22 protein-coding genes are annotated in these 23,676 nt (G+C 62.2%); 18 read left to right on the top strand and 4 right to left on the bottom strand.

The annotated features are described in order from the left end of the window. Positions 1–56: 56 nt before the first annotated feature. Entirely contained in the window at positions 57–2,042 is a 1,986-nt protein-coding gene (gene rlxS / locus ACOQOT_RS13355) for a relaxase/mobilization nuclease RlxS (protein ID WP_293323664.1), read from the top strand. Positions 2,043–2,184: 142 nt separating this feature from the next. On the opposite strand, the gene ACOQOT_RS13350 is transcribed toward rlxS, so the two are convergent. Both ACOQOT_RS13350 and ACOQOT_RS13345 read right to left on the bottom strand, forming a co-directional pair. Beyond that, positions 2,185–3,570: a transposase gene (locus ACOQOT_RS13350; RefSeq protein WP_420559731.1), complete on the bottom strand. Its 1,386-nt coding sequence runs from the start codon at positions 3,568–3,570 to the stop codon at positions 2,185–2,187. A 159-nt stretch (positions 3,571–3,729) separates the two neighbouring features. Further along, positions 3,730–4,113 carry a hypothetical protein gene (locus ACOQOT_RS13345; RefSeq protein ID WP_293323670.1) on the bottom strand — a complete coding sequence of 128 codons (384 nt, stop codon included), beginning with the start codon at positions 4,111–4,113 and terminating at the stop codon, positions 3,730–3,732. Positions 4,114–4,383: 270 nt separating this feature from the next. On the opposite strand from ACOQOT_RS13345, the gene ACOQOT_RS13340 reads away from it, so the two are divergent. The 14 genes from ACOQOT_RS13340 to ACOQOT_RS13275 all read left to right on the top strand — a co-directional run bounded on the left by ACOQOT_RS13340 (position 4,384) and on the right by ACOQOT_RS13275 (position 17,822). Further along, entirely contained in the window at positions 4,384–6,447 is a 2,064-nt protein-coding gene (locus tag ACOQOT_RS13340; protein WP_348323345.1) for a conjugal transfer protein TraG, read from the top strand. A 2-nt stretch (positions 6,448–6,449) separates the two neighbouring features. Continuing rightward, complete coding sequence (locus ACOQOT_RS13335) at positions 6,450–6,878, top strand: CopG family transcriptional regulator (protein ID WP_420561953.1); 429 nt, start codon at positions 6,450–6,452, stop codon at positions 6,876–6,878. Next, positions 6,875–7,852, top strand: a complete 978-nt coding sequence (gene trbB, locus ACOQOT_RS13330) for a P-type conjugative transfer ATPase TrbB (RefSeq protein ID WP_420559730.1) — start codon at positions 6,875–6,877, stop codon at positions 7,850–7,852. The genes ACOQOT_RS13335 and trbB overlap by 4 nt, the downstream gene beginning before the upstream one ends. 74 nt (positions 7,853–7,926) lie before the next feature. Further along, positions 7,927–8,193, top strand: a complete 267-nt coding sequence (locus tag ACOQOT_RS13325; protein ID WP_420561952.1) for a TrbC/VirB2 family protein — start codon at positions 7,927–7,929, stop codon at positions 8,191–8,193. Next, complete coding sequence (locus ACOQOT_RS13320; RefSeq protein ID WP_420559729.1) at positions 8,190–8,453, top strand: VirB3 family type IV secretion system protein; 264 nt, start codon at positions 8,190–8,192, stop codon at positions 8,451–8,453. The genes ACOQOT_RS13325 and ACOQOT_RS13320 overlap by 4 nt, the downstream gene beginning before the upstream one ends. Then, entirely contained in the window at positions 8,447–10,891 is a 2,445-nt protein-coding gene (gene trbE / locus ACOQOT_RS13315) for a conjugal transfer protein TrbE (protein ID WP_420559728.1), read from the top strand. The genes ACOQOT_RS13320 and trbE overlap by 7 nt, the downstream gene beginning before the upstream one ends. After that, entirely contained in the window at positions 10,888–11,613 is a 726-nt protein-coding gene (trbJ, locus tag ACOQOT_RS13310) for a P-type conjugative transfer protein TrbJ (RefSeq protein ID WP_290891755.1), read from the top strand. The genes trbE and trbJ overlap by 4 nt, the downstream gene beginning before the upstream one ends. 47 nt (positions 11,614–11,660) lie before the next feature. Beyond that, positions 11,661–12,824, top strand: coding sequence for a P-type conjugative transfer protein TrbL (trbL, locus tag ACOQOT_RS13305; protein WP_420559727.1), 1,164 nt, complete (start codon positions 11,661–11,663; stop codon positions 12,822–12,824). Beyond that, positions 12,824–13,522, top strand: a complete 699-nt coding sequence (gene trbF / locus ACOQOT_RS13300; RefSeq protein WP_290891757.1) for a conjugal transfer protein TrbF — start codon at positions 12,824–12,826, stop codon at positions 13,520–13,522. The genes trbL and trbF overlap by 1 nt, the downstream gene beginning before the upstream one ends. 14 nt (positions 13,523–13,536) lie before the next feature. Then, complete coding sequence (gene trbG / locus ACOQOT_RS13295) at positions 13,537–14,556, top strand: P-type conjugative transfer protein TrbG (RefSeq protein WP_420559726.1); 1,020 nt, start codon at positions 13,537–13,539, stop codon at positions 14,554–14,556. Between the two features lie 9 nt (positions 14,557–14,565). Beyond that, the gene (locus tag ACOQOT_RS13290) at positions 14,566–15,834 is read left to right on the top strand and encodes a TrbI/VirB10 family protein (protein ID WP_293328714.1); all 1,269 of its coding nucleotides are present in this window, start codon (positions 14,566–14,568) and stop codon (positions 15,832–15,834) included. A gap of 5 nt (positions 15,835–15,839) precedes the next feature. After that, complete coding sequence (locus tag ACOQOT_RS13285; protein WP_293328713.1) at positions 15,840–16,148, top strand: DUF2274 domain-containing protein; 309 nt, start codon at positions 15,840–15,842, stop codon at positions 16,146–16,148. A 1-nt stretch (position 16,149) separates the two neighbouring features. Further along, on the top strand, positions 16,150–16,458 hold the full coding sequence (locus ACOQOT_RS13280) for a DUF736 domain-containing protein (RefSeq protein WP_293328712.1): 309 nt from the start codon (positions 16,150–16,152) through the stop codon (positions 16,456–16,458). 254 nt (positions 16,459–16,712) lie between these two features. After that, complete coding sequence (locus ACOQOT_RS13275; RefSeq protein WP_293328711.1) at positions 16,713–17,822, top strand: type IV toxin-antitoxin system AbiEi family antitoxin; 1,110 nt, start codon at positions 16,713–16,715, stop codon at positions 17,820–17,822. A 226-nt stretch (positions 17,823–18,048) separates the two neighbouring features. Here ACOQOT_RS13275 and istB read toward each other — a convergent pair whose 3' ends face one another. Together istB and istA are read right to left on the bottom strand one after the other, a co-directional pair. Continuing rightward, positions 18,049–18,840, bottom strand: coding sequence for an IS21-like element helper ATPase IstB (gene istB / locus ACOQOT_RS13270; protein ID WP_121881981.1), 792 nt, complete (start codon positions 18,838–18,840; stop codon positions 18,049–18,051). Next, positions 18,830–20,356: an IS21 family transposase gene (gene istA / locus ACOQOT_RS13265; protein ID WP_121881979.1), complete on the bottom strand. Its 1,527-nt coding sequence runs from the start codon at positions 20,354–20,356 to the stop codon at positions 18,830–18,832. Before istA ends, istB begins: the two co-directional genes overlap by 11 nt. On the opposite strand from istA, the gene ACOQOT_RS13260 reads away from it, so the two are divergent. The 3 genes from ACOQOT_RS13260 (at position 20,355) to ACOQOT_RS13250 (ending at position 23,675) form a co-directional block, all read left to right on the top strand. Beyond that, entirely contained in the window at positions 20,355–21,509 is a 1,155-nt protein-coding gene (locus ACOQOT_RS13260; RefSeq protein ID WP_420559725.1) for a nucleotidyltransferase, read from the top strand. The genes istA and ACOQOT_RS13260 overlap by 2 nt on opposite strands. Before the next feature lie 113 nt (positions 21,510–21,622). Beyond that, the gene (locus ACOQOT_RS13255; protein WP_348323352.1) at positions 21,623–23,224 is read left to right on the top strand and encodes a ThiF family adenylyltransferase; all 1,602 of its coding nucleotides are present in this window, start codon (positions 21,623–21,625) and stop codon (positions 23,222–23,224) included. Continuing rightward, positions 23,214–23,675, top strand: a complete 462-nt coding sequence (locus tag ACOQOT_RS13250) for a Mov34/MPN/PAD-1 family protein (protein ID WP_293323555.1) — start codon at positions 23,214–23,216, stop codon at positions 23,673–23,675. The genes ACOQOT_RS13255 and ACOQOT_RS13250 overlap by 11 nt, the downstream gene beginning before the upstream one ends. Position 23,676 lies beyond the last annotated feature (1 nt).

Below are 23,676 nucleotides of genomic sequence, written 5' to 3'. Positions count from 1 at the left end.
CGCCAGCAAAAGCCGATCATTTTTTGATGATAGGTGGCGATCGCGGAGAGGAGACGATGCAGGACGACAAATTCGAACCACGTCTCGGCCGGATCGGAGCGCGCGACGGAAAGGCCGAACGCCGCTACCAGCAGCGGGTGCTGAAATCGGCGGCGCTGGCGGGCGGTCGCCGCTTCGGTGGAACGTCGCCGGGGGCGGGGTTCCAGGGCAATCGCATCGGCCGCGGCGCCGGCATCGGTCGTGTCCTCGCATCGCGCGGAACCCATGCTGCCTTTCGCGCGCGGCGCGTGGTCGTCAAATCCCGCATCGTGAAGCTGAAGGGGCAGGGTCAGAAAGCGGCGCGTCTCCATCTCCGCTATATCCAGCGCGACGGCGTGACGCGCGAGGGGCTGCCGGGCGAGCTTTACGACGTCGAGCACGACCGGGCGGACGGCGAGGCGTTTCTGAAACGCTGCGACGGCGACCGGCACCAGTTCCGCTTTATCGTTTCGGTCGAGGACGCAGCGCAATATGAGGAACTGAAGGGTTTCACGCGGCGCTTCATGGCCCGCATGGAGGAGGATTTGGGGACGCATCTCGATTGGGTCGCGGTCGATCACTACAATACCGGCCATCCCCATACCCACATCATGCTCCGCGGCAAGGACGAGCGCGGACAAGACCTCGTCATCGCGCGGGATTATCTGTCGACAGGCATGCGCGAACGCGCCGCCGAAATTGTCACCCTCGATCTCGGCCCCCGCAGCGATCTCGAGATTGAGGCGAACCTCGCGCGGGAAGTCGAACAGGAACGGTTCACCAGTCTCGATCGCGGTTTGTTGAAGGAGACGGATGACGAAGGTCACGTCCGTTCTGATATGACCGCAGGTGATGCGTTCCGGCAAACCTTGCGGGCGGGCCGGCTGCAGAAGCTGAAGCGACTGGGACTGGCGGAGGAGGTCACGCCCGGAACGTGGAAGCTTGCCAAGGGGTTGGAACCGGCGCTTCGCCGCATGGGCGAACGTGGCGACGTCATCAAGACGCTTCACCGCGAAATGACCGAGAAAGGACTCGCCCGCGCGCCGTCGGATTATGCGGTTCACGATCCGGCAGGTGGGCAGGCGCGGCGCATTGTCGGTCGTGTCATTGGCCGGGGACTGTCGGACGAACTCAATGACCGTCACTACCTGATCGTCGACGGGCTCGACGGCCGCGCGCATTACGTGGATATCGGCCGGTCAGAATCTGTGGAAGCTCTGCCGGACGGCGCCATCGTCGCGATCACGCCAAAACCGGTGGAACCAAGAGAGGTCGACCGGACGATCGCGGAGATCGCCGCCGCGAATGGCGGCCGCTACGACATCGACGCGCATCTGTGCCACGATCCGACGACGAGCCGCGACTTCGTCGAAACCCACATCCGGCGGCTGGAAGCGATGCGGCGGCAGGGCGGATTGGTTGAGCGTGAACCTGACGGAAGCTGGGCAATCGCGCCCGATCACCTGGAACGCGCCGCATCCTTCGAGCGCGGTCTGGCAAGATCGAGTCCTGTCCTCGTCGAGACGCTTTCCGCCTGGCCGCTAGAGCGACAGGTGACCGCCAATGGCGCGACCTGGCTTGATCGCGAGCTGGTGGCGGAAAAGCCGGAGCCCTTGCGCGAAGGGGGCTTTGGCGGAGATGTCCGCGGCGCGCTTGCGTTGCGCCGGCAATGGCTGGTCGGGCAGGAACTGGCGCGGGAAGAGCAGGACCGGATCGTCTATCGCGCCAACATGCTCGGCATCCTGCGCCGCCGCGAACTGCTGCGTGTGGCGGGGCAACTCTCGGGCGAACTCGGTCTGCCCTACGTCGAAGCCGAATCCGGGCAAAAGGCGACCGGGACCTATCGCCGGCATGTCGATCTCGGCAGCGGCCGTTTCGCGGTCATCGAGAAATCGCGCGAGTTCACGCTCGTGCCCTGGCGGCCGGTGCTGGAGCGGCATATCGGCAAGCAGGTCTCGGGGATTGTCCGGGAGGGGAGGGTGTCGTGGATGATCGGGAGGCAGAGAGGGTCAGGGGTTTCATAGGTCCGCTTTGCGCCGATATTGTTGATTTAGTCGCTGCGAGATCGTCAGTTCGTCCGTGGGACGATGATTTCGGGCCCGTTGCCCGGGGGCCTGATGCCTGATGGCCTTATGACGGCGGGCCGGTTACCCGGCCGGTGTGGCTTCATGCCGCCGCAGGGCCATGGCTCGGCATTGCTCGAAGCTTCGCCAGCTTCCTCAGGTATTGCGCGGTGGCGGCGAGGAGGAACTCGTCTCTGGGGCCCTTCGGTCCGCGTAGGCGCAGACGGCCGAGTTTGAGGATGCGTTTGAGGTGGGCGAAGAGCATCTCGACCTTCTTGCGCCGATGCCGCGAACGCTCATAGGCCGGCGTGTTCGCCAGAGCCCGGGCGACATCGCGCGCATCCTCGTCGATGTCGCGCGGCACCTTGCGCTGTGGCGTGTTCGGACAGCACTTCATCTTGAGGGTGCAGTTCTGGCAGTCGGACTTGCTCGACCGGTATAGCCGCGTTCCGTCTTTGGTGATGCCCGAACGCGGCGTCGCATAGGTCCGTCTGAACTGCACCAGCAGCTTGCCACCCGGGCAGGTGTAGTGATCCTGCTCGACATCGAAGACGAAGTCGGAGCGCGAGAAGGTGCCGTCGGTCCGGTTCGATTTATCGAAGACGGGGATGTGCGGCTCTATCTGCCGCTCCTTGACCAGCCAGGCGAGGTTCGCCGCCGATCCATAGGCGCTGTCGGCCGCCAGATGCCGAGGCTTGAGGCCGAAGCGCTTATTGGTTCCGTCGATCATCGTTCGCGAAGCGCACACCTCGGCCTGCCGGATGGCGCGGCTGGCCTCGACGTCGAGGATGACAGCATTCTCGGTATCGATCAGATAGTTGGTGGCATAGGCGAAGAAGGCATGCCCCTTATGGGCGCCGGTCCACTGCGCGGCCGGATCCGAGGGCGAGACGAACTTCGGCTTCGCCGCGCTGGCGGCGCCGAAGGCCGCATCGTCCAGTGTGGCCAGATACTCACGCACGGCTTGCCCCGCATCCGGGCCAAGGTCCTTGAGGTGCCACTCGTCGCCGGGAACAGAGCGCTGCTTGTTGGCATCCGCCGCGATCAGGCTCGCATCGACGGCAAAGCCTTCGCCACCGACCAACCCCTCGCGCAGGCAGCGTTCCACCACCGTCTCGAACAGATGCCGCAGGATATCGCTCTGCCGGAAACGGCCGTGCCGGTTGCGCGAGAAGGTCGAATGGTCGGGCACCTTGCCGTCCAGCCCCAGACGGCAAAACCATCTGTAAGCCAGGTTGAGATGGACCTCCTCGCACAGGCGCCGTTCGGACCGGATGCCCAGGCTGTAGCCCACGATCAGCATCCGCATCATCAGTTCCGGATCGATCGAGGGCCGGCCGATCATGCTGTAAAAGGGCTTTAGCTCCGCGCGCACCGCCTCGAGATCCAGGAACCGGTCGATACGTCGCAACAGGTGATCGTCAGGAACATGATCGTCGAGACAGAAGTCATAAAACAGCTGCGCCGGCACCGCCTGTGTTCCCATCATCGCTCTGCCCTCCGATCAGCACAGCACGATGGAATCACGCTCCAGAAGCCGGTTCAACCGCCGACTTAATCAACACAATCGGCGCAAAGCAGTCATTCAGAGCCGGGGTGAGACCGCGCCGTTTTTCTCGCCTGTTGGCAAAGGGTTTTCGTCCAGAAGTCAGGCCGCCGTCGCGATGGCGACTGCAAGGCCTGCGACAACCCCGAACGCGTGCTGCCAAATGCTGGCAGACATGGTGAGTTGCCATATCTCCAGCATCATGCCGTAGCCCACCAGCGCCGCAGGCGTTGCAAATACCCCCACAACCAGGAACCGCAGCAGCGGAGAGCGGCTCGTCGCGAGCGCTGCCTGCCCAAGGCCGAAGACGAGGCCGCCGACGACCAGGCCGACGAGAGCGCCACCCACTATGCCAGCGCCTGATGTGATCGCCCAGTAACCGGTCGAAAGCCCGACCATGACCGGAAGCGCATAGACCGCGCATCTGAACAGCAGCATACAGAAGGCGCCGAGCCCGAAGACGGTAAGCAGAAGCATGGCGATCATGTCGGATCTCCATCTGTTGCTGTGAGTTCTCGCTTCATCGGAGCGGTGCAAACGATTTCGTGCATCAACGCTCGTTATTGGATTCTACACCTCGTGAATTCGCGTTTCCAGAGTCCTTGCTCTCACGTTCATGCATTCTCACGGGCGCTCTCTTTCTCGTCTGCGTTCATCGTCGCGTGAGGGCGCAGATAAAGGCGATTTTCAGAATCCTCCTTCCGATTGAATCCTGTCTCTCGTTCTCGCGAGCTTTGGCGCGATGGAGAGAGACGGATGACCCCGACAAAACTTCTGATCGGTCAGGCGCTGATCGTCTTCGCGATCGTCATTCTGGGTGTCTGGACCGCGACGCAATGGGCAGCCTTCGCACTCGGCTTCCAGACGCGTCTCGGCGCGCCCTGGTTCGTTCTCCTGTCATGGCCCGTCTATTACCCCTGGCGGCTCTTCGAGTGGTGGTATGCCTATGAGGCCTATGCGCCGGACATCTTCGCGCAAGCGGGTGCGATCGCGGCTTCGAGTGGCGTCGCCGGTTGCGCGGTTGCCATTGTCGGCTCTCTCTGGCGGGCCAGGCAGGGCAAACTCGTCACCACTTATGGTTCGTCGCGCTGGGCGAAGCGCGGCGAGATCGAGCGGGCGGGGCTCTTCCGCGCGGCCGGGGTGTTTCTCGGACGATTGGGCGAGCATTATCTCCGTCACGACGGACCGGAGCATGTCATGGCTTTCGCGCCGACGCGCTCCGGCAAGGGCGTCGGGCTTGTCGTCCCGACGCTGCTCTCCTGGACGGGGTCTGCCGTCATTCACGACATCAAGGGCGAGAACTGGCAGCTGACCGCCGGCTGGCGGAGCCGCTTTTCCCATTGCCTCCTCTTCAACCCGACCGATCCGCGCTCCGCCCGCTACAACCCCCTGCTTGAAGTGCGGAAGGGCCCCGACGAGGTCCGCGATGTTCAGAACATCGCCGATATCCTGGTCGATCCGGAAGGGGCGCTCGAACGGCGCAATCACTGGGAGAAGACGAGCCACGCCCTGCTGGTCGGCGCGATCCTGCATGTCCTTTATGCGGAGGAAGAGAAGACGCTTGCCCGGGTGGCGACGCTGCTGTCGGACCCGCGACGCTCCTTCGAGCACACGCTGCGCGCCATGATGGCGACGAACCATCTGGGCACGCCGGACCGCCCGGAGGTCCATCCCGTTGTGGCGTCGGCTGCCCGGGAGGTCCTCAACAAGTCCGACAATGAACGCTCCGGCGTGCTCTCGACCGCCATGTCGTTTCTGGGGCTTTACCGCGATCCGATCGTCGCGGCGACCATCTCGGCCTGCGACTGGCGGATCGCCGATCTCGTCGATGCGGCACGGCCCGTCTCGCTCTATCTGGTCATTCCGCCGGCCGACATCTCGCGCACGAAGCCGCTGGTGCGTCTCGTGCTCAACCAGATCGGGCGGCGCCTCACCGAGAAGCTCGAAGGCGATCCGGCGAAGCGCCGGCGTCATGGGCTTCTCATGATGCTGGACGAGTTCCCGGCGCTCGGGCGGCTCGATTTCTTCGAGACGGCGCTCGCCTTCATGGCGGGCTACGGGATCAGGGCCTATTTGATCGCGCAGTCCCTGAACCAGATATCCAAGGCCTATGGTGAGAACAATGCGATCCTCGATAACTGCCATGTCCGGATCGCCTTCTCGTCGAATGACGAGCGGACGGCGAAGCGCATTTCGGACGCGCTGGGGACCGCAACGGAACTCCGCGCGCAGCGCAACTATGCCGGTCATCGGCTCGCGCCCTGGCTCTCCCACGTCATGGTCTCGCGGCAGGAGACGGCGCGCCCGCTGCTGACGCCGGGTGAGGTGATGCAATTGCCGCCGGCCGACGAGCTGGTGCTGGTCTCGGGCCTCGCGCCGATCCGGGCGAAGAAGCTTCGCTATTACGAGGACAGGAACTTCACCGAGCGGGTGAAGCCGGCGCCGGTCCTTGCCGAGAATGGTTACCGTGACCGGCCCGCCGCCCGTCCCGACGACTGGAGCGGCCAGGTGCGTGGGCTCGATCATCGGCTCGCCGCCACAAGTGTACCCGATCCCGATGCCGGGCTGGCGGAAGAGGAAGGCGGGCTGCAGCAGCAGCGCCATCCGGGCCTGCAGGCGAAGGAGGTCGCGAAGCCGCGCGAACCTCGCGAGGCGACGCTCGGCCTTTTCGACGATGACGGCGATGCGGGTGCCGATCCCAAGGCAATGGATGGGGGAAAACGCGCCGGACGCAGCGCGATCAAACGCGCCTATGCGGCCAATGCGGGGAGCGACGGCGACCGGCAACGCGCTTCGCAAGAGCTTCTTCCCGGATTTTGAAGGTGCGCACGATGAAGCCCCGCCATCATCTCTATCTCGACGATGCGCTGACCGAGGAGCTCGAGAAGCTCGCCGCGAAGCCCGGCTCGTCCAAATCCGCGATCGTCAGCGACGCGCTGCGCGCCTATCTCGCGCGCCGCGGTGCGAAGGAGCTCGACGATCTCTTCAAGGTGCGGCTCGACCGCATGAGCGGGCAATTGAACCGCATCGAGCGCGATCTCGCGATCGTGATGGAGAGCCTGGGGCTCTTCGTCCGCTATCAGCTGACCGTCACGGCACCGCTGCCCGAGCCCGATCAGACGGCCCGTGCGGTCGGCCGCGACCGTTTCGAGGCCTTTATCGACCGGGTCGGGCGGCAACTCGCGGGCGGCAGGCGGGATCTGAGCCGCGACACGATCCTGCGCAGCGGCGAGACGGAGGAGGCGTCATGAGCGGTCACGCCGAAGCGCAGTCGAGAGAGCGGCGCCGTTCGATGCTCCGGACCGCCATGGGACCGGCGATCGCCGCCGCGCTCACCGATCCCATGGTCGTCGAGGTGATGGTCAATCCCGATGGCAGTCTCCGGCTCGACCGGCTGGGCGAGGGCAGGGTCGATACGGGCGTGGCGTTCGAGCCGGCCGAGGTCGAACGCGTCATCCGGCTTGTGGCCTCGCATGTCCGCACGGAAGTCCATGCCGGCAACCCGGTGGTGAGCGCGGAGTTGCCTGAAAGCGGCGAGCGCTTCGAGGGTCTGCTGCCGCCTGTGGCATCCGCACCCTGTTTCGCGATCCGCAAACCCGCCGCACGGATCCATACGCTGGACGATTATATCGCCGACCGCATCCTCTCGCCGGAGCAGGCGAGCGCCTTACGCGACGCCGTCGCCGAGCGGCGCAATCTCCTGATCGCGGGTGGCACGAGTTCCGGCAAGACGACGCTCGCCAATGCGCTTCTCGCCGAAATGGCGACAGCCGACGAACGCATCATCCTGATCGAGGATACGCGCGAGCTTCAATGCGCGGCCCCCGATTGCGTGGCGCTCCGCACCAAACCCGGCGTGGTCTCGCTCGCCGATCTCGTCCGCTCGACGCTCCGCCTCCGGCCCGACCGCATCATAGTCGGGGAGGTGAGAGGCGGCGAGGCGCTGGACATGCTGAAGGCCTGGAACACCGGCCATCCTGGCGGCATCGCGACGTTGCATGCGAACTCGGCCCGTGCCGCCCTTTACCGGCTTGAACAGCTCGTCCAGGAGTCGAGCGCCGTCGTGCCGCGCCGCCTCATCGCCGAGGCGATCGATCTCGTCGTCTTCATCGAGGGAAGAGGGGCCGCGCGCCATGTCGGCTGTATCGCCCAAGTCACCGGCCTCGATGCCAATGGCGATTACCTCGTCACCGAAACCGCCGGCCCACATCGCTCCTCTGTCTGACCCGAAAGGACTGCCTCATGTACGTGCTCACTCGTCTCATCCGAACCGGCGCGCTGTCCCTGGTCCTGGGCCTCATGTTTATCGGCGCCGCAGAGGCGGCCGGCACCGGCATGCCCTGGGAGCAGCCGCTGCAGCAGATTCTCGATTCCGTGCAAGGGCCGGTCGCGAAGATTGTCGCCGTGATCATCATCATCGTGACGGGACTGACGCTCGCCTTCGGCGATACGGCGGGCGGCTTCCGGCGTCTCATTCAGATCGTTTTCGGCCTGTCGATCGCGTTTGCGGCCTCGAGCTTCTTTCTCTCTTTCTTCTCCTTCGGCGGCGGGGCGCTGATCGCATGAGCGGCCATCTTGAAGGCTTCGAAGTGCCGCTTCACCGCGCCCTTGCCGAACCGATCCTGCTCGCCGGCGCGCCGCGCAGCGTGGCGATCCTGAACGGCACGGTGGCGGCCGCGCTCGGTCTCGGCCTTCAACTCTGGATTGCGGGTCTTGTCCTCTGGCTTGCCGGTCACACGCTTTGCGTCTTCGCGACGAAGCGCGATCCGCAATTCGGGCAGGTGCTCGCGCGTCATCTGCGGCAGAAGGGGTATCTCTCATGCTGAACCTCGCCGAATACCGTCGCAAGCCGGACCACCTCGCCGATCATCTGCCCTGGGCGGCACTCGTCGCGCCCGGCGTTATCCTCAACAAGGATGGCGGTTTCCAGCGGACGCTGAGGTTCCGCGGCCCCGATCTCGAAAGCGCGACGGAGGCGGAACTGATCGGCGTCGCGGCCCGCTTCAACAATGTCGCGCGCCGTTTCGGTTCGGGCTGGGCCTTGTTCTTCGAGGCCGAACGCTTCGCAGCGGCGGATTATCCCGACAGCGCCTTTCCCGACGCCGCGTCATGGCTTGTCGACCGCGAGCGCCGCGCGGGCTTCGTGGAGAAGGCGCATTTCGAGAGCGCCTGCCACCTCACACTTTACTATATGCCGCTGGCGGACACGGTCTCGCGGGCCGAGCGGTGGCTCATCGAGAAGGAGAGGGCGGACAGCACGCGCGACTGGCGCGAAGATCTCGACGGCTTCATCGCCGAGACCGACCGGATCGCCGATCTCCTCAAGGGCTTCATGCCGGAGCTCCATCCGCTCGACGATGCGGAGACGCTCACCTATCTCCACCGCGCCGTCTCCTCCAAGCGCCATCGGATCGTGCCGCCCGAAACGCCGGTCTATCTCGATGCGGTACTGGTGGACGAGCCCCTGAGTGGCGGTCTCGAGCCGATGCTGGGCGCGCGGCATCTGCGGACGCTGACGATCCTCGGCTTCCCGAACCTGACCCGGCCGGGATTGCTCGATGCGCTCAATCATCTGGCGCTTCCCTATCGCTGGATGACGCGCTTCATCGCGCTCGACAAGACCCAGGCGACGCGGGAACTGACCAAACTCCGCCGGCAATGGTTCGCGAAGCGCAAATCGGTGACGGCCCTCTTGCGCGAGGTCATGTACAACGAACCGGCACCGCTTCTCGATACGGATGCCGACAACAAGGTGGTGGATGCCGATCTCGCGCTGCAGGCGCTGGGCGGCGATCATGTGAGCTTCGGTTATCTGACGACGACGATCACCGTCGGCGATGAGGATGCCGAAGTCGCGGACGAGTATCGCCGCGCCGTCGAGCGCGCGGTCACCGGCGCCGGCTTCACCGTGATCCGCGAAAGCACCAATGCGGTCGAGGCCTGGCTCGGCAGTCTGCCCGGTCATGTCTATGCCAATGTCCGGCAGCCGATCGTCCATACGCTCAATCTCGCTCATCTGATGCCGCTCTCGTTGGTCTGGGCCGGGCCGGCGCGGAACGAGCATTTGGACGGTCCGGTCCTGCTCCATGCCGAAAGCGAGGGCGCGACGCCTTTCCGTCTTTCGACCCATATCGGCGATGTCGGCCATATGCTGATCGTCGGCCCGACCGGCGCCGGCAAATCGGTGTTGCTGGCGCTGATCGCGATGCAGTTCCGCCGCTACGAGGATGCGCAGATCTATCTCTTCGACAAGGGCTTCTCGGCGCGTGCCGCCATTCTCGCCATGGGCGGCGCCCATCATGCGCTGGGCACCGGTGATGGTGAGGCCGTGCTCGCCTTCCAGCCGCTCGCCCGTATCGACGAAGCGGCGGAACGTGGCTGGGCAGCGGAATGGATCGGCGCGCTTCTCACGCATGAGAAACTCGAGGTAACGCCGGAGGTGAAGGATGCCGTCTGGTCGGCGCTCGGGAGCCTCGCCTCGGCACCGCGCGGGGAGCGCACACTGACCGGTCTCTCCGTGCTGCTGCAATCGAATGCGCTCAAGGCGGCGCTTGCGCCCTATACGCTGGAAGGTTCCTTCGGGCATCTGCTCGACGCGGCCGAGGACGGGCTCGCGCTATCCGGCATCCAGTGTTTCGAGATGGAGGCGCTGCTGCATGAGAAGGGGGCGGTGATGCCGGTCCTGACCTATCTCTTCCATCGCCTCGAGGAACGCTTCACCGGCGCGCCGACGCTCCTCATCCTCGACGAGGCCTGGGTCTATCTCGACGATCCGATCTTCGCGCCCCGCATTCGCGAATGGCTGAAGACACTCCGCAAGAAGAATGTCGCTGTTGTCTTCGCGACCCAGTCGCTCGCCGATATCGCCGACAGCGCCATCGCGCCCGTCCTCATCGAGAGCTGTCCGCAGCGGATATTCTTGCCGAACGATCGCGCGATCGAACCTCAGGCGCGGGCGGCTTACGAACGCTTCGGTCTCAACATCCGTCAGATCGAGCTGATCGCGGAAGCCATGCCGAAGCGGCACTACTATCTCCAATCCCGCCGCGGCAACCGGCTTTTCGAACTCTGGCTCGGTCCCGTGGCGTTCACCTTTTGCGGCGCGTCTTCTTCCGCCGACCGGAAACTCATCGGTCGTGTGTTGAATGAGACGGGGTCAGCGGGTTTCGCGAAGAGATTTCTCGCCGCGAAGGGCCTCGATTGGGCCGCCGATCTCATCGACATCCATACAGCGAAAATTTCTTCATCGGAGACGTCCTCATGACGCGCAAGACGTTGCGGGCCGTGCTGCTCGCTCTCTGCCTCTCGGCTGGTCTCGCAACGGCATACCTACGTCCGGCAACGGCCATGACCGTCTTCGATCCCACCAACTATGTGCAGAACCTGCTGCAGGCGGTGCGCGCGCTGGAGCAGATCGACAACCAGATCCGCTCGCTCCAGAACGAGGCCGTGATGCTCGACAATATGGCGCGGAACCTGGAGCATCTCGATCTCTCGACGCTGCAGGGCATGGTCTCGGGGCTGACAAGGATCGGTCAGCTGATGGATCAGGCGCGGGGCATCGCCTTCACCATCGAGGCGACGCAAGAGGCACTGGAACAAAGCTATCCCGAGCGCTACGGCGCGGAGGTCACTCACGACGTGCTTCTCGCCGATGCCGAACAGCGCTGGCGCGATGCCATGTCGGCCTACGGCGACACGATGCGCCTGCAGGCGGGCATCGCGCGCAATGTCGAGAGCGACCAGGCGGCGCTCGTCTCGCTGGTCGCCGCCTCGCAAGGCGCGGTCGGTGCGCTTCAGGCGCAGCAGGCGGCAAACCAGTTGCTCGCGCTTTCGACGAAACAACAGCTTCAGATCCAGAGCCTGATGGCGGCCCAATATCGCGCCGAAGCGCTTGATGCGGCACGCAAGGCCCAGGCCGAGGAACAGGCCCGCGCAAGCTTCGACCGCTTCATGGGCGAGGGAAAAGCCTACGGGGCGCGGTGACAATCGAAGAGTGACAAACGAAGAGTAAGAGGCGAGGAGCGAGCGGCATGGACGATCTTGGCGTCATCGACCGGTTCATGGAAGCCTTCACCCAGGCAATCGACAGCGGCTTCGGACTGCTGCAGGGCGATGTCGCCTTCCTGACCGCGATCCTGATCGGCATCGACATCACGCTGGCCGGTCTCTTCTGGGCGATGGAGGAGAGCAATGTGCTGGGCCGTCTCCTGCGGAAGGTCCTTTATGTCGGCGTCTTCGCGCTGATCCTGAATAATTTTGCAGGCCTTGCCGACATCATCTTCCGTTCCTTCGCAGGCCTCGGTCTGCATGCGGCGGAGAACGAGCTCACCGCCGACGACCTGCTCCGGCCGGGCTATCTCGCCGGTATCGGCTTCGAGGCGGCCTGGCCGCTCCTGCAACAGGCGGGCTCCTTGATGGGGTTCACGAGTTTCTTCAACCATGCGGTCAGGATCATCGTGCTGGTACTCGCCTGGACGGTCGTCATCGCCGCCTTCTTCATCCTGGCGGTGCAGCTCTTCATCACCATCATCGAGTTCAAGCTGACGACGCTGGCGGGCTTCGTACTGGTGCCCTTCGCGCTCTGGACCAAAACGGCGTTTCTCGCCGAGCGTGTGCTCGGCAATGTCGTCGCCTCGGGCGTCAAGGTGATGCTGCTCGCCGTCATCATCGGCATCGGTTCGGGCTTTTTCACCGATTTCGTGACGGCGCTTCAGGGCCGCGAGCCCAATCTCAACGACGCCATGGCGCTGGTGCTGGCTTCGCTCGCTTTGTTCGGGCTCGGCATTTTCGGGCCCGGCATTGCCGCGGGCCTCGTCTCCGGCGCGCCGCAGCTTGGTGCAGGCGCGGTGGTCGGGGCGACCGGTGGCGTTGCGGCCGGTGCGGCGCTGGCCGGCGGCATGGCGCTCGGGGCGGCCCGGATGGGAAGTGCGGCCGGACTTTCGGCACTTCGGGCCGGCACCGGCATGGGCACCGCGACGGCCGGTGCGGTGGGGATGGGGCCTGTACCGGGCATGGCCGCATCGTCTTCTGCCGGAATGTCTTCAAGCATGGCGGCGGGGACACCCGACTGGGCGCGGCGTCTCCGGGCCGAGCAGCGCCGCCGCACCCATACCCAGACCGCGATGCAGGCGATCCGCGAAGGCGACCGGCCGGGTGCCGGCGCCAATCCTTCCTTCGACGATGGGAGGTCCTGATGCTCTTCAAACGTGCCACGGAGCGATATGGCCGCACCCCCGAACCGGTCACCCCCTATCAGAAGGCGGCACAAGCCTGGGACGAGCGCATCGGCGCGGCGCGCGTTCAGGCGCGAAACTGGCGGCTGATGGCATTTGGATGTCTCGCGCTAAGCGCCGGGCTGTCGGCGGGCCTCTACTGGCAATCGCTGCAGTCTCACGTGACCCCGTACGTGGTCGAGATCGAGCGTTCGGGCGAGGTCCGCGCTGTGCGCCCCGCTATCGAGGCCTATACGCCGGGAGATGCCCAGATCGCCTTTGTGCTGGCGCGCTTCATCTCGAATGTCCGCTCGCTTTCCTCCGACCCTATCGTCTTGCGGAAGAACTGGCTCGAAGCCTACGACCATGCGACCGGCAGGGCGGCGACATTCCTCAACGAATTCGCGCGCGAGAGCGATCCCTTCAAATCGGTCGGCACGCGCAATGTATCCGTCGAGGTGACCAGCGTCGTCCGCGTCTCGGAGCGCTCCTTCCAGGTCAAATGGCGCGAGCGGCTTTACGAGCGCGGCAGCCTCGCCGCGACGACCCACTGGACCGCCATTCTCACCATCGGCATTCGGCCGCCCCGCAATGCCGAGACGCTCCGAAAGAACCCGCTCGGCCTTTATGTCGAGGCGCTCGACTGGTCACGCGAACTCAACGCCGGTGAAGCCCCCTGACCAAGGAGAACCAGATGACCCCGATCCGTTCGTTCTTGATGGTAAGCATCTCGGCGCTTGTGTTGACCGCCTGTGCCGACAAGGTGCCGCCACCCCAGATCCGCTATGGCGCGGTCGACCTGCAACCGGCACAGCTCGAACCTCAGCCCCCGAAACCCGTCGAGATCGTCGCCCTGCCGGAGCCTTTGCCGCTGCCGGGTCAGTTGCAGCCTCTCGATACGGCGAAACCGAAGCCCGACAAGCGGGTGCCGACGGAACGGGTCGATGCCGCCAACAAGGAGGCGCTGATCGAACCCATGCGGGATGGCTATATCAATGCGATCCAGGTCTATCCCTTCACTGAAGGCGCGCTCTACCGGCTTTATGCGACGCCGGAGCGCGTCAGCGATATCGCATTGCAGCCGGGCGAGGAACTCATCGCCGTCTCGGCGGGTGACACGGTGCGCTGGGTGATCGGCGATACTGTAAGTGGCTCCGGCACCGGCAAACGTGTCCATGTGCTGGTGAAGCCTTTCGCCGCCGGGCTTGAGACCAATCTCGTCATCACCACCGATCGCCGCGCCTATCGTCTGGCGCTTCAGAGCACCGAGGCGACGGCCATGGCCGCACTCTCCTGGACCTATCCGCGCGACGAGCTGCTCGCCTTGCAGGCGCGGAACGCGAGGGCGCAAGCGGCATCGGCAATCGCAAGCGGTATCGATCTCGCCGCGCTCCGTTTCCGCTACGAGATCACGGGCGATAATCCGCCCTGGCGGCCGCTCCGCGCCTTCGATGACGGTTCGAAAGTCTATATCGAGTTTCCCGCGCGGTTCGATCAGGGCGAGGCACCGCCGCTCTTCGTGGTCGGCCCCTCGGGCGGCAGCGAACTCGTCAATTACCGGCTGCGCGGCCATTACTACATTGTCGATCGCCTCTTCGCGGCGGCGGAATTGCACCTCGGCGAGGCGCCGCAACAGGTGGTGCGCATCAGCCGCACCGACAGGGTAGCGGGCGTCGTCGATGATCGCCCCTCGCGGCTGCGGCCGGGACGATAGGAGAGAGATATGGCCGGTCCCGCCTCGCCTCAGGGTCAGACGCAGTCGTCGGGGAAAGTCGATCCCGAAACGCTGGCGCTGCGCGCCAAGCCGCGCCGTGTGACACGGTTCCGGCGCAGTGTCGTCATCGGCGTCGCGGCGACGGGCTCGGCGACGATTTTCGCGCTCGCCTTTCTGGCGCTGGAAGGCTCAAGCTTTCGTCTCGCGGCGCCGGATGGTGGGGAGCTCTACCACCCGGAGCGTAAGGAGAGGGCGGAGGGGCTGGCGGCGCTGCCCGTGAGCTACGACGAGATCCCGAAGCCGATCCCCGAACTCGGCGCGCCGCTTCCCGGCGAATTTGGCCGCCCGATCCTCAGGCGCGAGGCGGAACTCGGCATCGACAATAGCGCCGGCCTCCGCCCGACCTTCGTGCCGAGCGCCGAGGAGAACGACGCTCGCGCCGAAAGGCTCAGACTAGCGCAACAGGCGCGGCAGGCGGCGGAAGCAGGCGTGTTCTTTCAATTGAAGGGGAGCGGAAGCGGCGAGGGGCGTGCTTCGCAATCGAGAGTGGCTGATGCGAGGGAGAGCACAGGTCTTCAAGCTGTCGCCGCAGTCGACGAGCGTCTCAACCTCGATCCGGAGCGCGACCAGAACCATCAGCAGCGCAAGCTCGATTTTATGAACCGGGGACCGGATCCTGACATCTATAACCGCCACACGCTGCAGGAACCGGTCTCGGCGCATCAGTTGATGGCCGGCAGCGTCATCGCCGCGAGCCTGATCACGGGGCTCAACTCCGATCTGCCGGGCCTTGTGGTTGCCCAGATCACAGAAAATATTTTTGACACGGTGAGCGGAAGGGCTTTGCTGATTCCGCAAGGATCGAGGCTCATCGGCAGTTACGACAGTGTCGTCGCCTTCGGTCAGTCGCGGGCGCTGCTCGTCTGGCATCGCATCGTGATGCCGGATGGTTCCTCGATCGTGATCGACAATCTGCCGGCGACGGATGCCACCGGTTATGCCGGCGTCGCTGACGAGGTCGACTACCACACATGGGCGCTCGTCAAGGGCGTGGCGCTGGCGACGCTTCTGGGCGTTGGCACCGAGCTCGGTTTCGGCAGCGAGGAGAGCGATCTCCTGCGCGCGATCCGCCAGTCGACGCAGCAAAACGTTTCGCAGGCCGGCCAGCGCCTCACCGAAAAGAATCTCAACATCCAGCCGACCATCACGGTGAGGCCCGGCTGGCCGATCCGCGTCATCGTGCAGAAGGACCTGATCCTGCGTCCCTATCGAGGATGAGAACCATGCCCGACCTGAAACTCGGCAAACTCCCCGACCGCACGCCGGTCAAGATCACCTTCATCGCGCCACCCGATCTCAACAAGGCGCTGCAGGCCTATGCCGCGCTTTATCGCGAGACCTATGGCGAGGCTGAATCGGTGCCGGAGCTCATTCCCTACATGCTGCAGAGTTTTCTGGAGGCTGATCGTGGCTTTGCCAAGGCACGGAAGGCGTTGCCGGAAGGAGAGGGCAAAGGCACCGGTATCGCTCAGCCGGGATCGAGAGGACGTGCACCTCGCGCGCCGTTGCCGCCAACCGATAAGGAGGATTGAGATGTCTGTGATCGGGATGTTCACGCCTACGAAGGAGGGTGGCTGGTCCGGCACCATCCGGACCCTCATCATCGATGCAAAGCTGCGCTTTGTGCCGAACGACAATCGCGACAGTGAACGGGCGCCGGCCTTCAAGCTCTATGTCGGCCGCTCCGAGGTCGGCGCCGCCTGGCGGGAGCGGGGCGGTGAGAAAGAGTATCTGAGTGTCCGGCTCGACGATCCGGTACTTGCGGCGCCCGTTCATGCGGCGCTGTTTCCGGCAGAGGATGGTCAGGAGGCTCATCTCGTCTGGAGGCGAGGTTCTAGCTAATTTGTATATTACCATACATTTAATGTAATTATATTTATCTACATAATAATTTGTGTTTAACAAAAAGGTGGTGCGCGGTTTGTCGCCCGTGCGAGCAGGGTACTCGTTCAGTAGGCGCGACCTTGGCCAAGGCTTCTTGTGACCCAAAGCAACATTTCTTGAGCTTTCGCTTCCACCTCAAAATTCGCTGCGCAGTGAATATTGCTATTTTATCGTATATGCACTATAAGTCGGTTATATGCTGTGCAGCGAAAATGGCTCAAATCGTGTTAGAGAATACCCGCAGGAACGAGCAATACGTGCTGGAACATCTCCGGGAAGCATTTGGGGGGCTGCCGCAAGTTGAAGCATCGGAGCCGGTCGTTGAACGCCTCGACTCTGGTAGTCAGTACAGGATTGACGCCGAAATGCGCCTAGATGTTGGTGGGCGCAATATCGTCCTTCTCATCGAGGTCAAAAAATCGGTCTACCCGCGCGACGTGCGACAAATCCTCTGGCAGCTTGACCGCTATGTCCACCGTGAGGGGGTAGAGCACGGCGCTTCCAACATTCCGTTCTTGGCGGCCGAATCGATATCTCAGGGCGCGCGGGAGTTGCTGCGGCACGAGAATGTCGGCTACTACGATACCGGCGGCAGCCTCTACGTACCCGCCCCCGGCGCCTACATCTTCGTGGAAAAGCCGCCGCCGAAAACCCTCGAAAAATCGGTTCGCTCCCTGTTCAAGGGCAAGCGCGCCCAGATAGTCCACACGTTACTCGTCAAGCGCGGTGAATGGTTCGGGGCGACGGCGTTGGCCGAGATCGCTGAGGTTGCACCTTCGACCGCTTCGGAAACCCTGATCTCGCTAGAGCGCTATGACTGGCTCGAATCGCGCGGGCAAGGTCCCGCCAAAGAGCGGCGCCTGATCGCCCCCACGGCCCTCCTGGACGAATGGAGCAAACAGGTGCAGGCGACACGGCTGCGTGGTGAACGCCGTTACTACGTACCGCGTGGTGAACCGGACACAATTATCAGGCGCCTCGCTGCGGCATGCCGGGAGCATGAGGTTTCCTACGTCATCACGCGGGAAGCGGCCGCGCAGCGTTATTCTCCTTTCCTTTCAGCGCTTTCGCAGGTCGCATGCCGTATGAAGCCGGGGTCGGCGGCCGAGGAAGCTCTGGCCGAACTCGGCGCACGCAGCGTCGGCGAAGGCGCAAATCTGAACGTCATAGAGACGCCGACATCGGGCGAGTTTCTGTTCAAAGAACGTGTTGATGATGCTTGGCTTGCGAGCCCGGTGCAGGTCTATCTCGACCTATTGACGGGTGAGGGGCGGTCCCGCGAGATGGCGGCACACCTGCGCCACGAAAGGATCGGTTTCTGATGGCCAAGCCTACAACCCAGGACGGTTACAGTGCTGCCGTTACAGAAAGCTGCGAGCGAGTTCTAGTTACGCTGCTGCACGGCTTGGGACCATGGAAAAGGTCCGTCTATCTCGTCGGTGGGCTCGTTCCCCGCTACCTGATCCCGGACCTGTTGATTGCCGCTGAGATCTGACCCGGTATTTTCACCGAGAATTGACCCGCCTCGTGGATATGATTTGGGTTTGGTTAGATGGTCAAGTCGGTGCTTTCTCCTTTTTTGGTTTTTGCGGCCTGGGCCGAGCTGTTCCTGAAGCGGAAGCTGTCGTTTCCGGTTTCGAGAATGTGGCAGTGATGGGTGAGCCGATCGAGCAGCGCGGTTGTCATTTTGGCGTCGCCAAACACGCTGGCCCATTCGGCAAAGCTGAGATTGGTGGTGATGATGACACTGGTGCGCTCGTAGAGTTTGCTCAGCAGATGGAATAGCAATGCCCCTCCTGATGCGCTGAAGGGCAGGTATCCAAGCTCGTCGAGGATGACCAGATCGGAATGGACAAGCCGGTTGGCAATCTGTCCGGCCTTGCCTTGAGCCTTTTCCTGTTCCAACGCATTGACCAGTTCCACGGTCGAGAAGAAGCGCACTCTCTTGCGGTGATGCTCGATGGCCCGGATGCCCAGCGCTGTGGCGATATGGGTTTTGCCGGTTCCCGGCCCGCCCACCAACACCACGTTGTCGGTCTTGTCGATGAAAGCCCCTGAATGAAGCTGGCGCACCAGGGCCTCATTGATCTCACTGCTGGCAAAATCGAAGCCGGCCAGGTCCTTGTAGGTTGGAAACCGTGCCACCTTGAGCTGATAGGCAATCGATCTTGTCTCCCGTTCGGCCATCTCGGCCTTGAGCAACTGGGAGAGAACCGGAACGGCTGCCTGGACGGCCGGAGACCCCTGTTCGGTGAGCTCGCTGATCGCTTGGGCCATGCCTGTCATCTTGAGGCTTTTGAGCATGATGACCAGAGCTGCGCTTGCCGGATCATGACGCATGGCGCACCTCCTTGTCCGCACGCAGGGTATCGTAGCGTTCCACATTGGCCTGCGGTTCCTTGCCCAGGACAAGGGCTTGTGGTGCCTCGACGGGTGCGATCACGGTCGATTTGCCATCGACCAGTCTGTGCAGCAGGTTCAGAATATGGGTCTTGGTGGGCACCCCGGCCTCAAGGGCCATCTCGACCGCGGCGAGCACGGCCTGTTCATCATGGTGGAGAACCAGGGCCAGGATATCGACCATCTCGCGATCGCCACCGGGTTTGCTCAGAAGATGGCGCTGCAACTGCCGGAATCCATCGGGCATGTCGGCAAAGGGTGCACCATTGCGCAGGGCACCGGGCTTTCGCTGGACCACGGCTAGGTAATGGCGCCAGTCATAAACAGTATGCCCGGTTCCATGATGGCGGTCGATGATCCGTAAGTGCTCACAGATCGTCTGTCCTTCGGCGACAACGACGATGCGCGCCGGATAGACTCTGACGCTGACCGGCCTGTTGGCGAAAGAGGCCGGCACGCTGTAGCGATTGCGTTCCAGGTGGATCAGGCACGTTGGGGAAACACGCTTGGTGTGTTCGACAAACCCGTCAAAGGGCCTTGGCACAGCCATCAGGAACTGGGTCTCGACCCGCCAGGCATCAGCAATGGTGCCCGGTTCAACGCCGTGAGAGGTCTCCTCCCACAAGCTCTTGCACCGATGCTCGAGCCAGATATTCAACTCCTCAAGCGAGTTCGCGTGCGGAATGGGCTGGAAAAGCCGGTGCCGGGCATCTTGCACGTTCTTTTCCACCAACCCCTTCTCCCAGCCGGCGGCCGGATTGCAGAACTCGGGCTCGAACACAAAGTGACTGGCCATGGCCGAGAACCGGGCATTGACCTGCCGGGCCTTGCCACGGCCAACCTTGTCCACGGCCGTGCGCATATTGTCGTAGATGCCGCGCCGGGGCACGCCGCCCAGCACGCGGAAGGCATGATTGTGGGCGTCGAACAGCATCTCGTGGGTCTGGAGCAGATAGGCCCTTACCACAAAGGCCCGGCTGTAGCAGAGCTTGGTATGGGCCGCTTGCAGCTTGACCCGCTCGCCCCCGATCAGCGCCCAGTCCTCACTCCAATCGAACTGGAAAGCTTCTCCAGGCTCAAAGGCCAGGGGAACGAACACGCCGCGGCCGGTGGTGTTCTGCTGGCGCTGGAGATCCTCTTTCCAGCGCCGGGCAAAAACCGCCACCCGACCATAGGAACCTTTAAAGCCAAGGCTGACCAGATCGGCATGGATCTGCTTGACTGTGCGCCGCTGCTTGCGCGGTTTGCGGCTCTCAGCCTTCAGCCAGCCCGATAGCTTCTCGGCAAAAGGATCGATCTTGCTCGGCCGCTCGGGCACTTTGAACTTCGGCTCAACCGTATCGGACCGAAGATATTTGCGAATGGTATTCCGGGACAGACCCGTGCGCCGTGCTATCTCCCGGATCGAAAAACCATCCCGGAAATGCCAGCGCCGGATAACGCTCAAAAACGCCATGTCCAACACTCCTCAATCTCCTGCCCAAAACGAGCAGGATAGCGTTCAAACATGGGTCAAATCTCAGTGGAAAAATCCCCCAATACCGGGTCAGATCTCAGCGGCAATCAACAATGTGCAGGGTTCTTTCCGGCTCGGAACGGCAATTCGTCCCATCGACGACCGCGAAGATTACGACGTTGACTCGATATGCGAATTTCGTGGGCTGACGACCGCTGATTTGACCCAGAAACAACTGAAGGAGCTGCTTGGCGCTGAAATCCACTCCTATCATCGCGCTCAGTCTATGACAAAGCCGGTGCGTGAGGGCCGCCGCTGTTGGGTGCTAAATTATGCCGACGGCGCTCAATTTCATATGGATATTGTTCCGGCGCTCCCTGATGCCAATCGCCAAAGACTGTTGCTTGAGACGAGTGGGTTTGACGCCCGTTGGACGCAGACGGCCATCGCAATTACGGACAACGAACGCGCTGACTACGCAATGATGACGGCCGAATGGCAGCGTTCGAATCCTAAGGGTTACAGCGGATGGTTCGTTCAGCGCATGGGTGAAATATTTGAAACCCGTCGCCGGGCGCTCGCTGAATCTGTGCGTGCCAGTGTTGAAGACATACCTGTCTATCGGGTTCAGACACCCTTGCAATCGGCCATAATGATTTTGAAGCGCCACCGTGATTGGCGCTTTGCCGGCAATAGCGAAATCAAGCCTATATCAGTGATCATCACCACCTTGGCGGCTCATGCTTATGCAGGTGAGGCGACTATCGGTGAAGCTCTCACTTCCATCCTCACAAAGATGGATAGCTTCATTCAGAAAATCGGTGGGCAATATGTAATTCCCAACCCAACTGACCCACTTGAAAATTTTGCAGACAAGTGGGTGGAACATCCCGAGCGGGCTGAAGCCTTTTTTCAATGGCTTCAGCAAGCACGTTCAGACTTCCTCAATGCCGCCAACCTGACTGAACAGGCAGAAATCGCGAAGAGAGTAGCCCCTGCTATGGGAGATGCTCTGGCTGAACGCGTACGAGAGCGGGCAGCGAAAACGGGCGGAGGATTGCTGCGGAAGTCATCGGTTGCTCCGGTGATCGGAAGTACGGTCTCGTTCCCTGATCAGCCTAGAATGCCAACGACCCCCAAGGGTTTCGCTTGATCTGGTGGGCGGTACAGCCTGGCCGCGCTAGGGAGGAACGATCTCAGATCGCTGACCTCTCTGAACAAGCGCCTTGGTTGCAAAATCTCCATTGGCGACTTGACGGGCTTCGATTGGCCGCAGATTTCGACATCGTGGCCGAGGACGAGTCTTTCCCGCTGTCTATCTATTTTCCGGAGTATTTTCCACAAACGCCGCCAATCGTCCGGCCGCGTGAAAAAATTCGCTTGTCAGAGCACCAGTATGGCTCGGGCGGAGAGCTATGTCTCGAGTGGCGCGCCGACAATTGGCATCAGGACGTTACAGGCGCGATGATGATTGAAAGCGCCTATCGATTGCTCAGTGGGGAAAGAGAAACAGATACCGAGCAAGTCCCGTCTGCGCATCGAGAGACGATGGGCCAAAAGCTTCGATCTTCACACTTGCGCGTGCTTCTCAGCCCGTCCGCTAAAGAAGCTTTTCTTGCCGTTGAAGAAGGTAAGCCTCTCTCGGCCGCGGTTTCTGAACATAATTACGGTTCAGCGTGGATTGTCTATCCAATTCGAATTGGCGTGAAGGACGCGCCCGATTGGGCCGAGCAGCCGTTGCTCACTAAAGGGATGCGGGAACAGGAGGCGCATGTCCTTCGACTGCCTCGGGGCACGACGCTTCCCCGCAAGCTAACCATGGAGAGCATTCTTAGTCTTTGTTCCGAGCTAGGTGTCGAGGAATGGTTCGAAGAAGCCGCAGAAGAATTTTGGCCCTTCGTGTTCTTGATCGACGATTCAGAAATTCTCCTGATCACAATTCTTGGTGACGAACGCAACGTTTACAAATACGCGACTCTGGAAATTTCCGATGAAGGGGGCAGACTTCCTGCAGAGTACGATGCGCTGGCCGACAAGCGAGTGGCTATTGTCGGTTGCGGTTCGGTGGGTTCGAAAGTTGCGGTCTCGCTTGCCAGGTCAGGCGTGCGATCCTTCCTTCTTGTCGATCCGGACGTCGTTCTTCCCGGAAATATGGTGCGCAATGAGCTTGATCTCCGGGCGGTAGGTACACACAAATCAAACGCACTCGAACACAAACTTCTGGAGATCAGCGCCAACTGCGAAGTAATGGTCAAGCCCCTTCTTCTCGGAGGGCAAGAGAGCAGCGGCTACACGACCAGTGTGCTGAACGAAATGTCGGAATGCAGCCTGCTGATCGATGCAACGGCCAATCCTAACGTTTTCAACCTATGCGCAGCAGTGGGCTGCTCCCATAGGACGCCACTGATATGGGGGCTTGTGTATGCCGGAGGGATAGGCGGCGTAGTAGCGCGCGCACGGCCTGACTCTGATCCGCCGCCCCTCATTGCGCGAAACCAAATCGCGTCGTGGTATGCGGCGAGGCAGCAGCCGTGGCCTTACGAGGATTCCGACATCGGGTATGGGGCGGAAGGACCAGAAGCGCCGCCTCTTATCGCTGATGACGCAGACGTAACGATTGTCGCCGCTCATCTCACCCGGTTTGCTCTGGATTCTCTCGTCCGCCCCGACAACTCTATATTTCCTGCTTCTGCCTACGCCTTTGGACTCAGGCAGGGGTGGATATTTCAAGCTCCTTTCGACACATGGCCGATTGAGCTAACCAAGGAAGGCGTTTGGGGGGCTATGGCAGAAGCGAATGCGTCAGAAGAATTGCAAGCACTGCTTGCGGAATTAGCTTCTGAGGCAGAAAGACAAGATGAAGATTGAATTTCCTGCCAGCCTGCGACGCCGAATGCGCCGCCGTTTGTGGTGGGCAGGACGTCGTGAGATAGGCGGAATTCTGATGGCCGAACAGATAGCGCCCGGGCATTTTAGGCTTGCCGATTTCTCAGTCGATGATCAAACAGGAGGGGCGGCGCACTTTGTGCGCAGTACAGAATATCACCAAGCTGCTCTACGCTCATTCTTTGCTCGGACCGGCGACGATTATCGACGCTACAATTATTTGGGAGAATGGCATTCACATCCGAGGTTTCCCGTCATACCCAGCGTTGATGATTGCTGCTCGATGCGAGAGTTGGTCGAGAGTGAACGAAGTATAGATTTTGCTATTTTGCTTATATCAAAGACTAGATTATGGACGCCGTTAGAGTGCTCAGCTTTGTTGTTCCAAAAAGGTGAAGAGGCTTTTAGAGTAGAAGTCAATTATTGTGAATAGA

It is taken from the genome of Tepidicaulis sp., from assembly GCF_965222285.1.
Classification (GTDB): Bacteria; Pseudomonadota; Alphaproteobacteria; order Parvibaculales; family Parvibaculaceae; genus Tepidicaulis.
This window is presented reverse-complemented; position numbering and strand designations above follow the sequence as displayed.

Coding starts and splice junctions, on each gene's coding strand:
- trbJ (WP_290891755.1), top strand. CDS start 10,888: ATGACGCGCAAGACGTTGCGGGCCGTGCTGCTCGCTCTCTGCCTCTCG.
- ACOQOT_RS13340 (WP_348323345.1), top strand. CDS start 4,384: ATGACCCCGACAAAACTTCTGATCGGTCAGGCGCTGATCGTCTTCGCG.
- ACOQOT_RS13290 (WP_293328714.1), top strand. CDS start 14,566: ATGGCCGGTCCCGCCTCGCCTCAGGGTCAGACGCAGTCGTCGGGGAAA.
- ACOQOT_RS13275 (WP_293328711.1), top strand. CDS start 16,713: ATGGCTCAAATCGTGTTAGAGAATACCCGCAGGAACGAGCAATACGTG.
- istA (WP_121881979.1), bottom strand. CDS start 20,356: ATGGCGTTTTTGAGCGTTATCCGGCGCTGGCATTTCCGGGATGGTTTT.
- ACOQOT_RS13250 (WP_293323555.1), top strand. CDS start 23,214: ATGAAGATTGAATTTCCTGCCAGCCTGCGACGCCGAATGCGCCGCCGT.
- ACOQOT_RS13350 (WP_420559731.1), bottom strand. CDS start 3,570: ATGATGGGAACACAGGCGGTGCCGGCGCAGCTGTTTTATGACTTCTGT.
- trbF (WP_290891757.1), top strand. CDS start 12,824: ATGCTCTTCAAACGTGCCACGGAGCGATATGGCCGCACCCCCGAACCG.
- rlxS (WP_293323664.1), top strand. CDS start 57: ATGCAGGACGACAAATTCGAACCACGTCTCGGCCGGATCGGAGCGCGC.
- trbL (WP_420559727.1), top strand. CDS start 11,661: ATGGACGATCTTGGCGTCATCGACCGGTTCATGGAAGCCTTCACCCAG.
- ACOQOT_RS13345 (WP_293323670.1), bottom strand. CDS start 4,113: ATGATCGCCATGCTTCTGCTTACCGTCTTCGGGCTCGGCGCCTTCTGT.
- ACOQOT_RS13325 (WP_420561952.1), top strand. CDS start 7,927: ATGTTTATCGGCGCCGCAGAGGCGGCCGGCACCGGCATGCCCTGGGAG.
- ACOQOT_RS13320 (WP_420559729.1), top strand. CDS start 8,190: ATGAGCGGCCATCTTGAAGGCTTCGAAGTGCCGCTTCACCGCGCCCTT.
- ACOQOT_RS13280 (WP_293328712.1), top strand. CDS start 16,150: ATGTCTGTGATCGGGATGTTCACGCCTACGAAGGAGGGTGGCTGGTCC.
- istB (WP_121881981.1), bottom strand. CDS start 18,840: ATGCGTCATGATCCGGCAAGCGCAGCTCTGGTCATCATGCTCAAAAGC.
- ACOQOT_RS13285 (WP_293328713.1), top strand. CDS start 15,840: ATGCCCGACCTGAAACTCGGCAAACTCCCCGACCGCACGCCGGTCAAG.
- ACOQOT_RS13260 (WP_420559725.1), top strand. CDS start 20,355: ATGTCCAACACTCCTCAATCTCCTGCCCAAAACGAGCAGGATAGCGTT.
- trbE (WP_420559728.1), top strand. CDS start 8,447: ATGCTGAACCTCGCCGAATACCGTCGCAAGCCGGACCACCTCGCCGAT.
- trbG (WP_420559726.1), top strand. CDS start 13,537: ATGACCCCGATCCGTTCGTTCTTGATGGTAAGCATCTCGGCGCTTGTG.
- trbB (WP_420559730.1), top strand. CDS start 6,875: ATGAGCGGTCACGCCGAAGCGCAGTCGAGAGAGCGGCGCCGTTCGATG.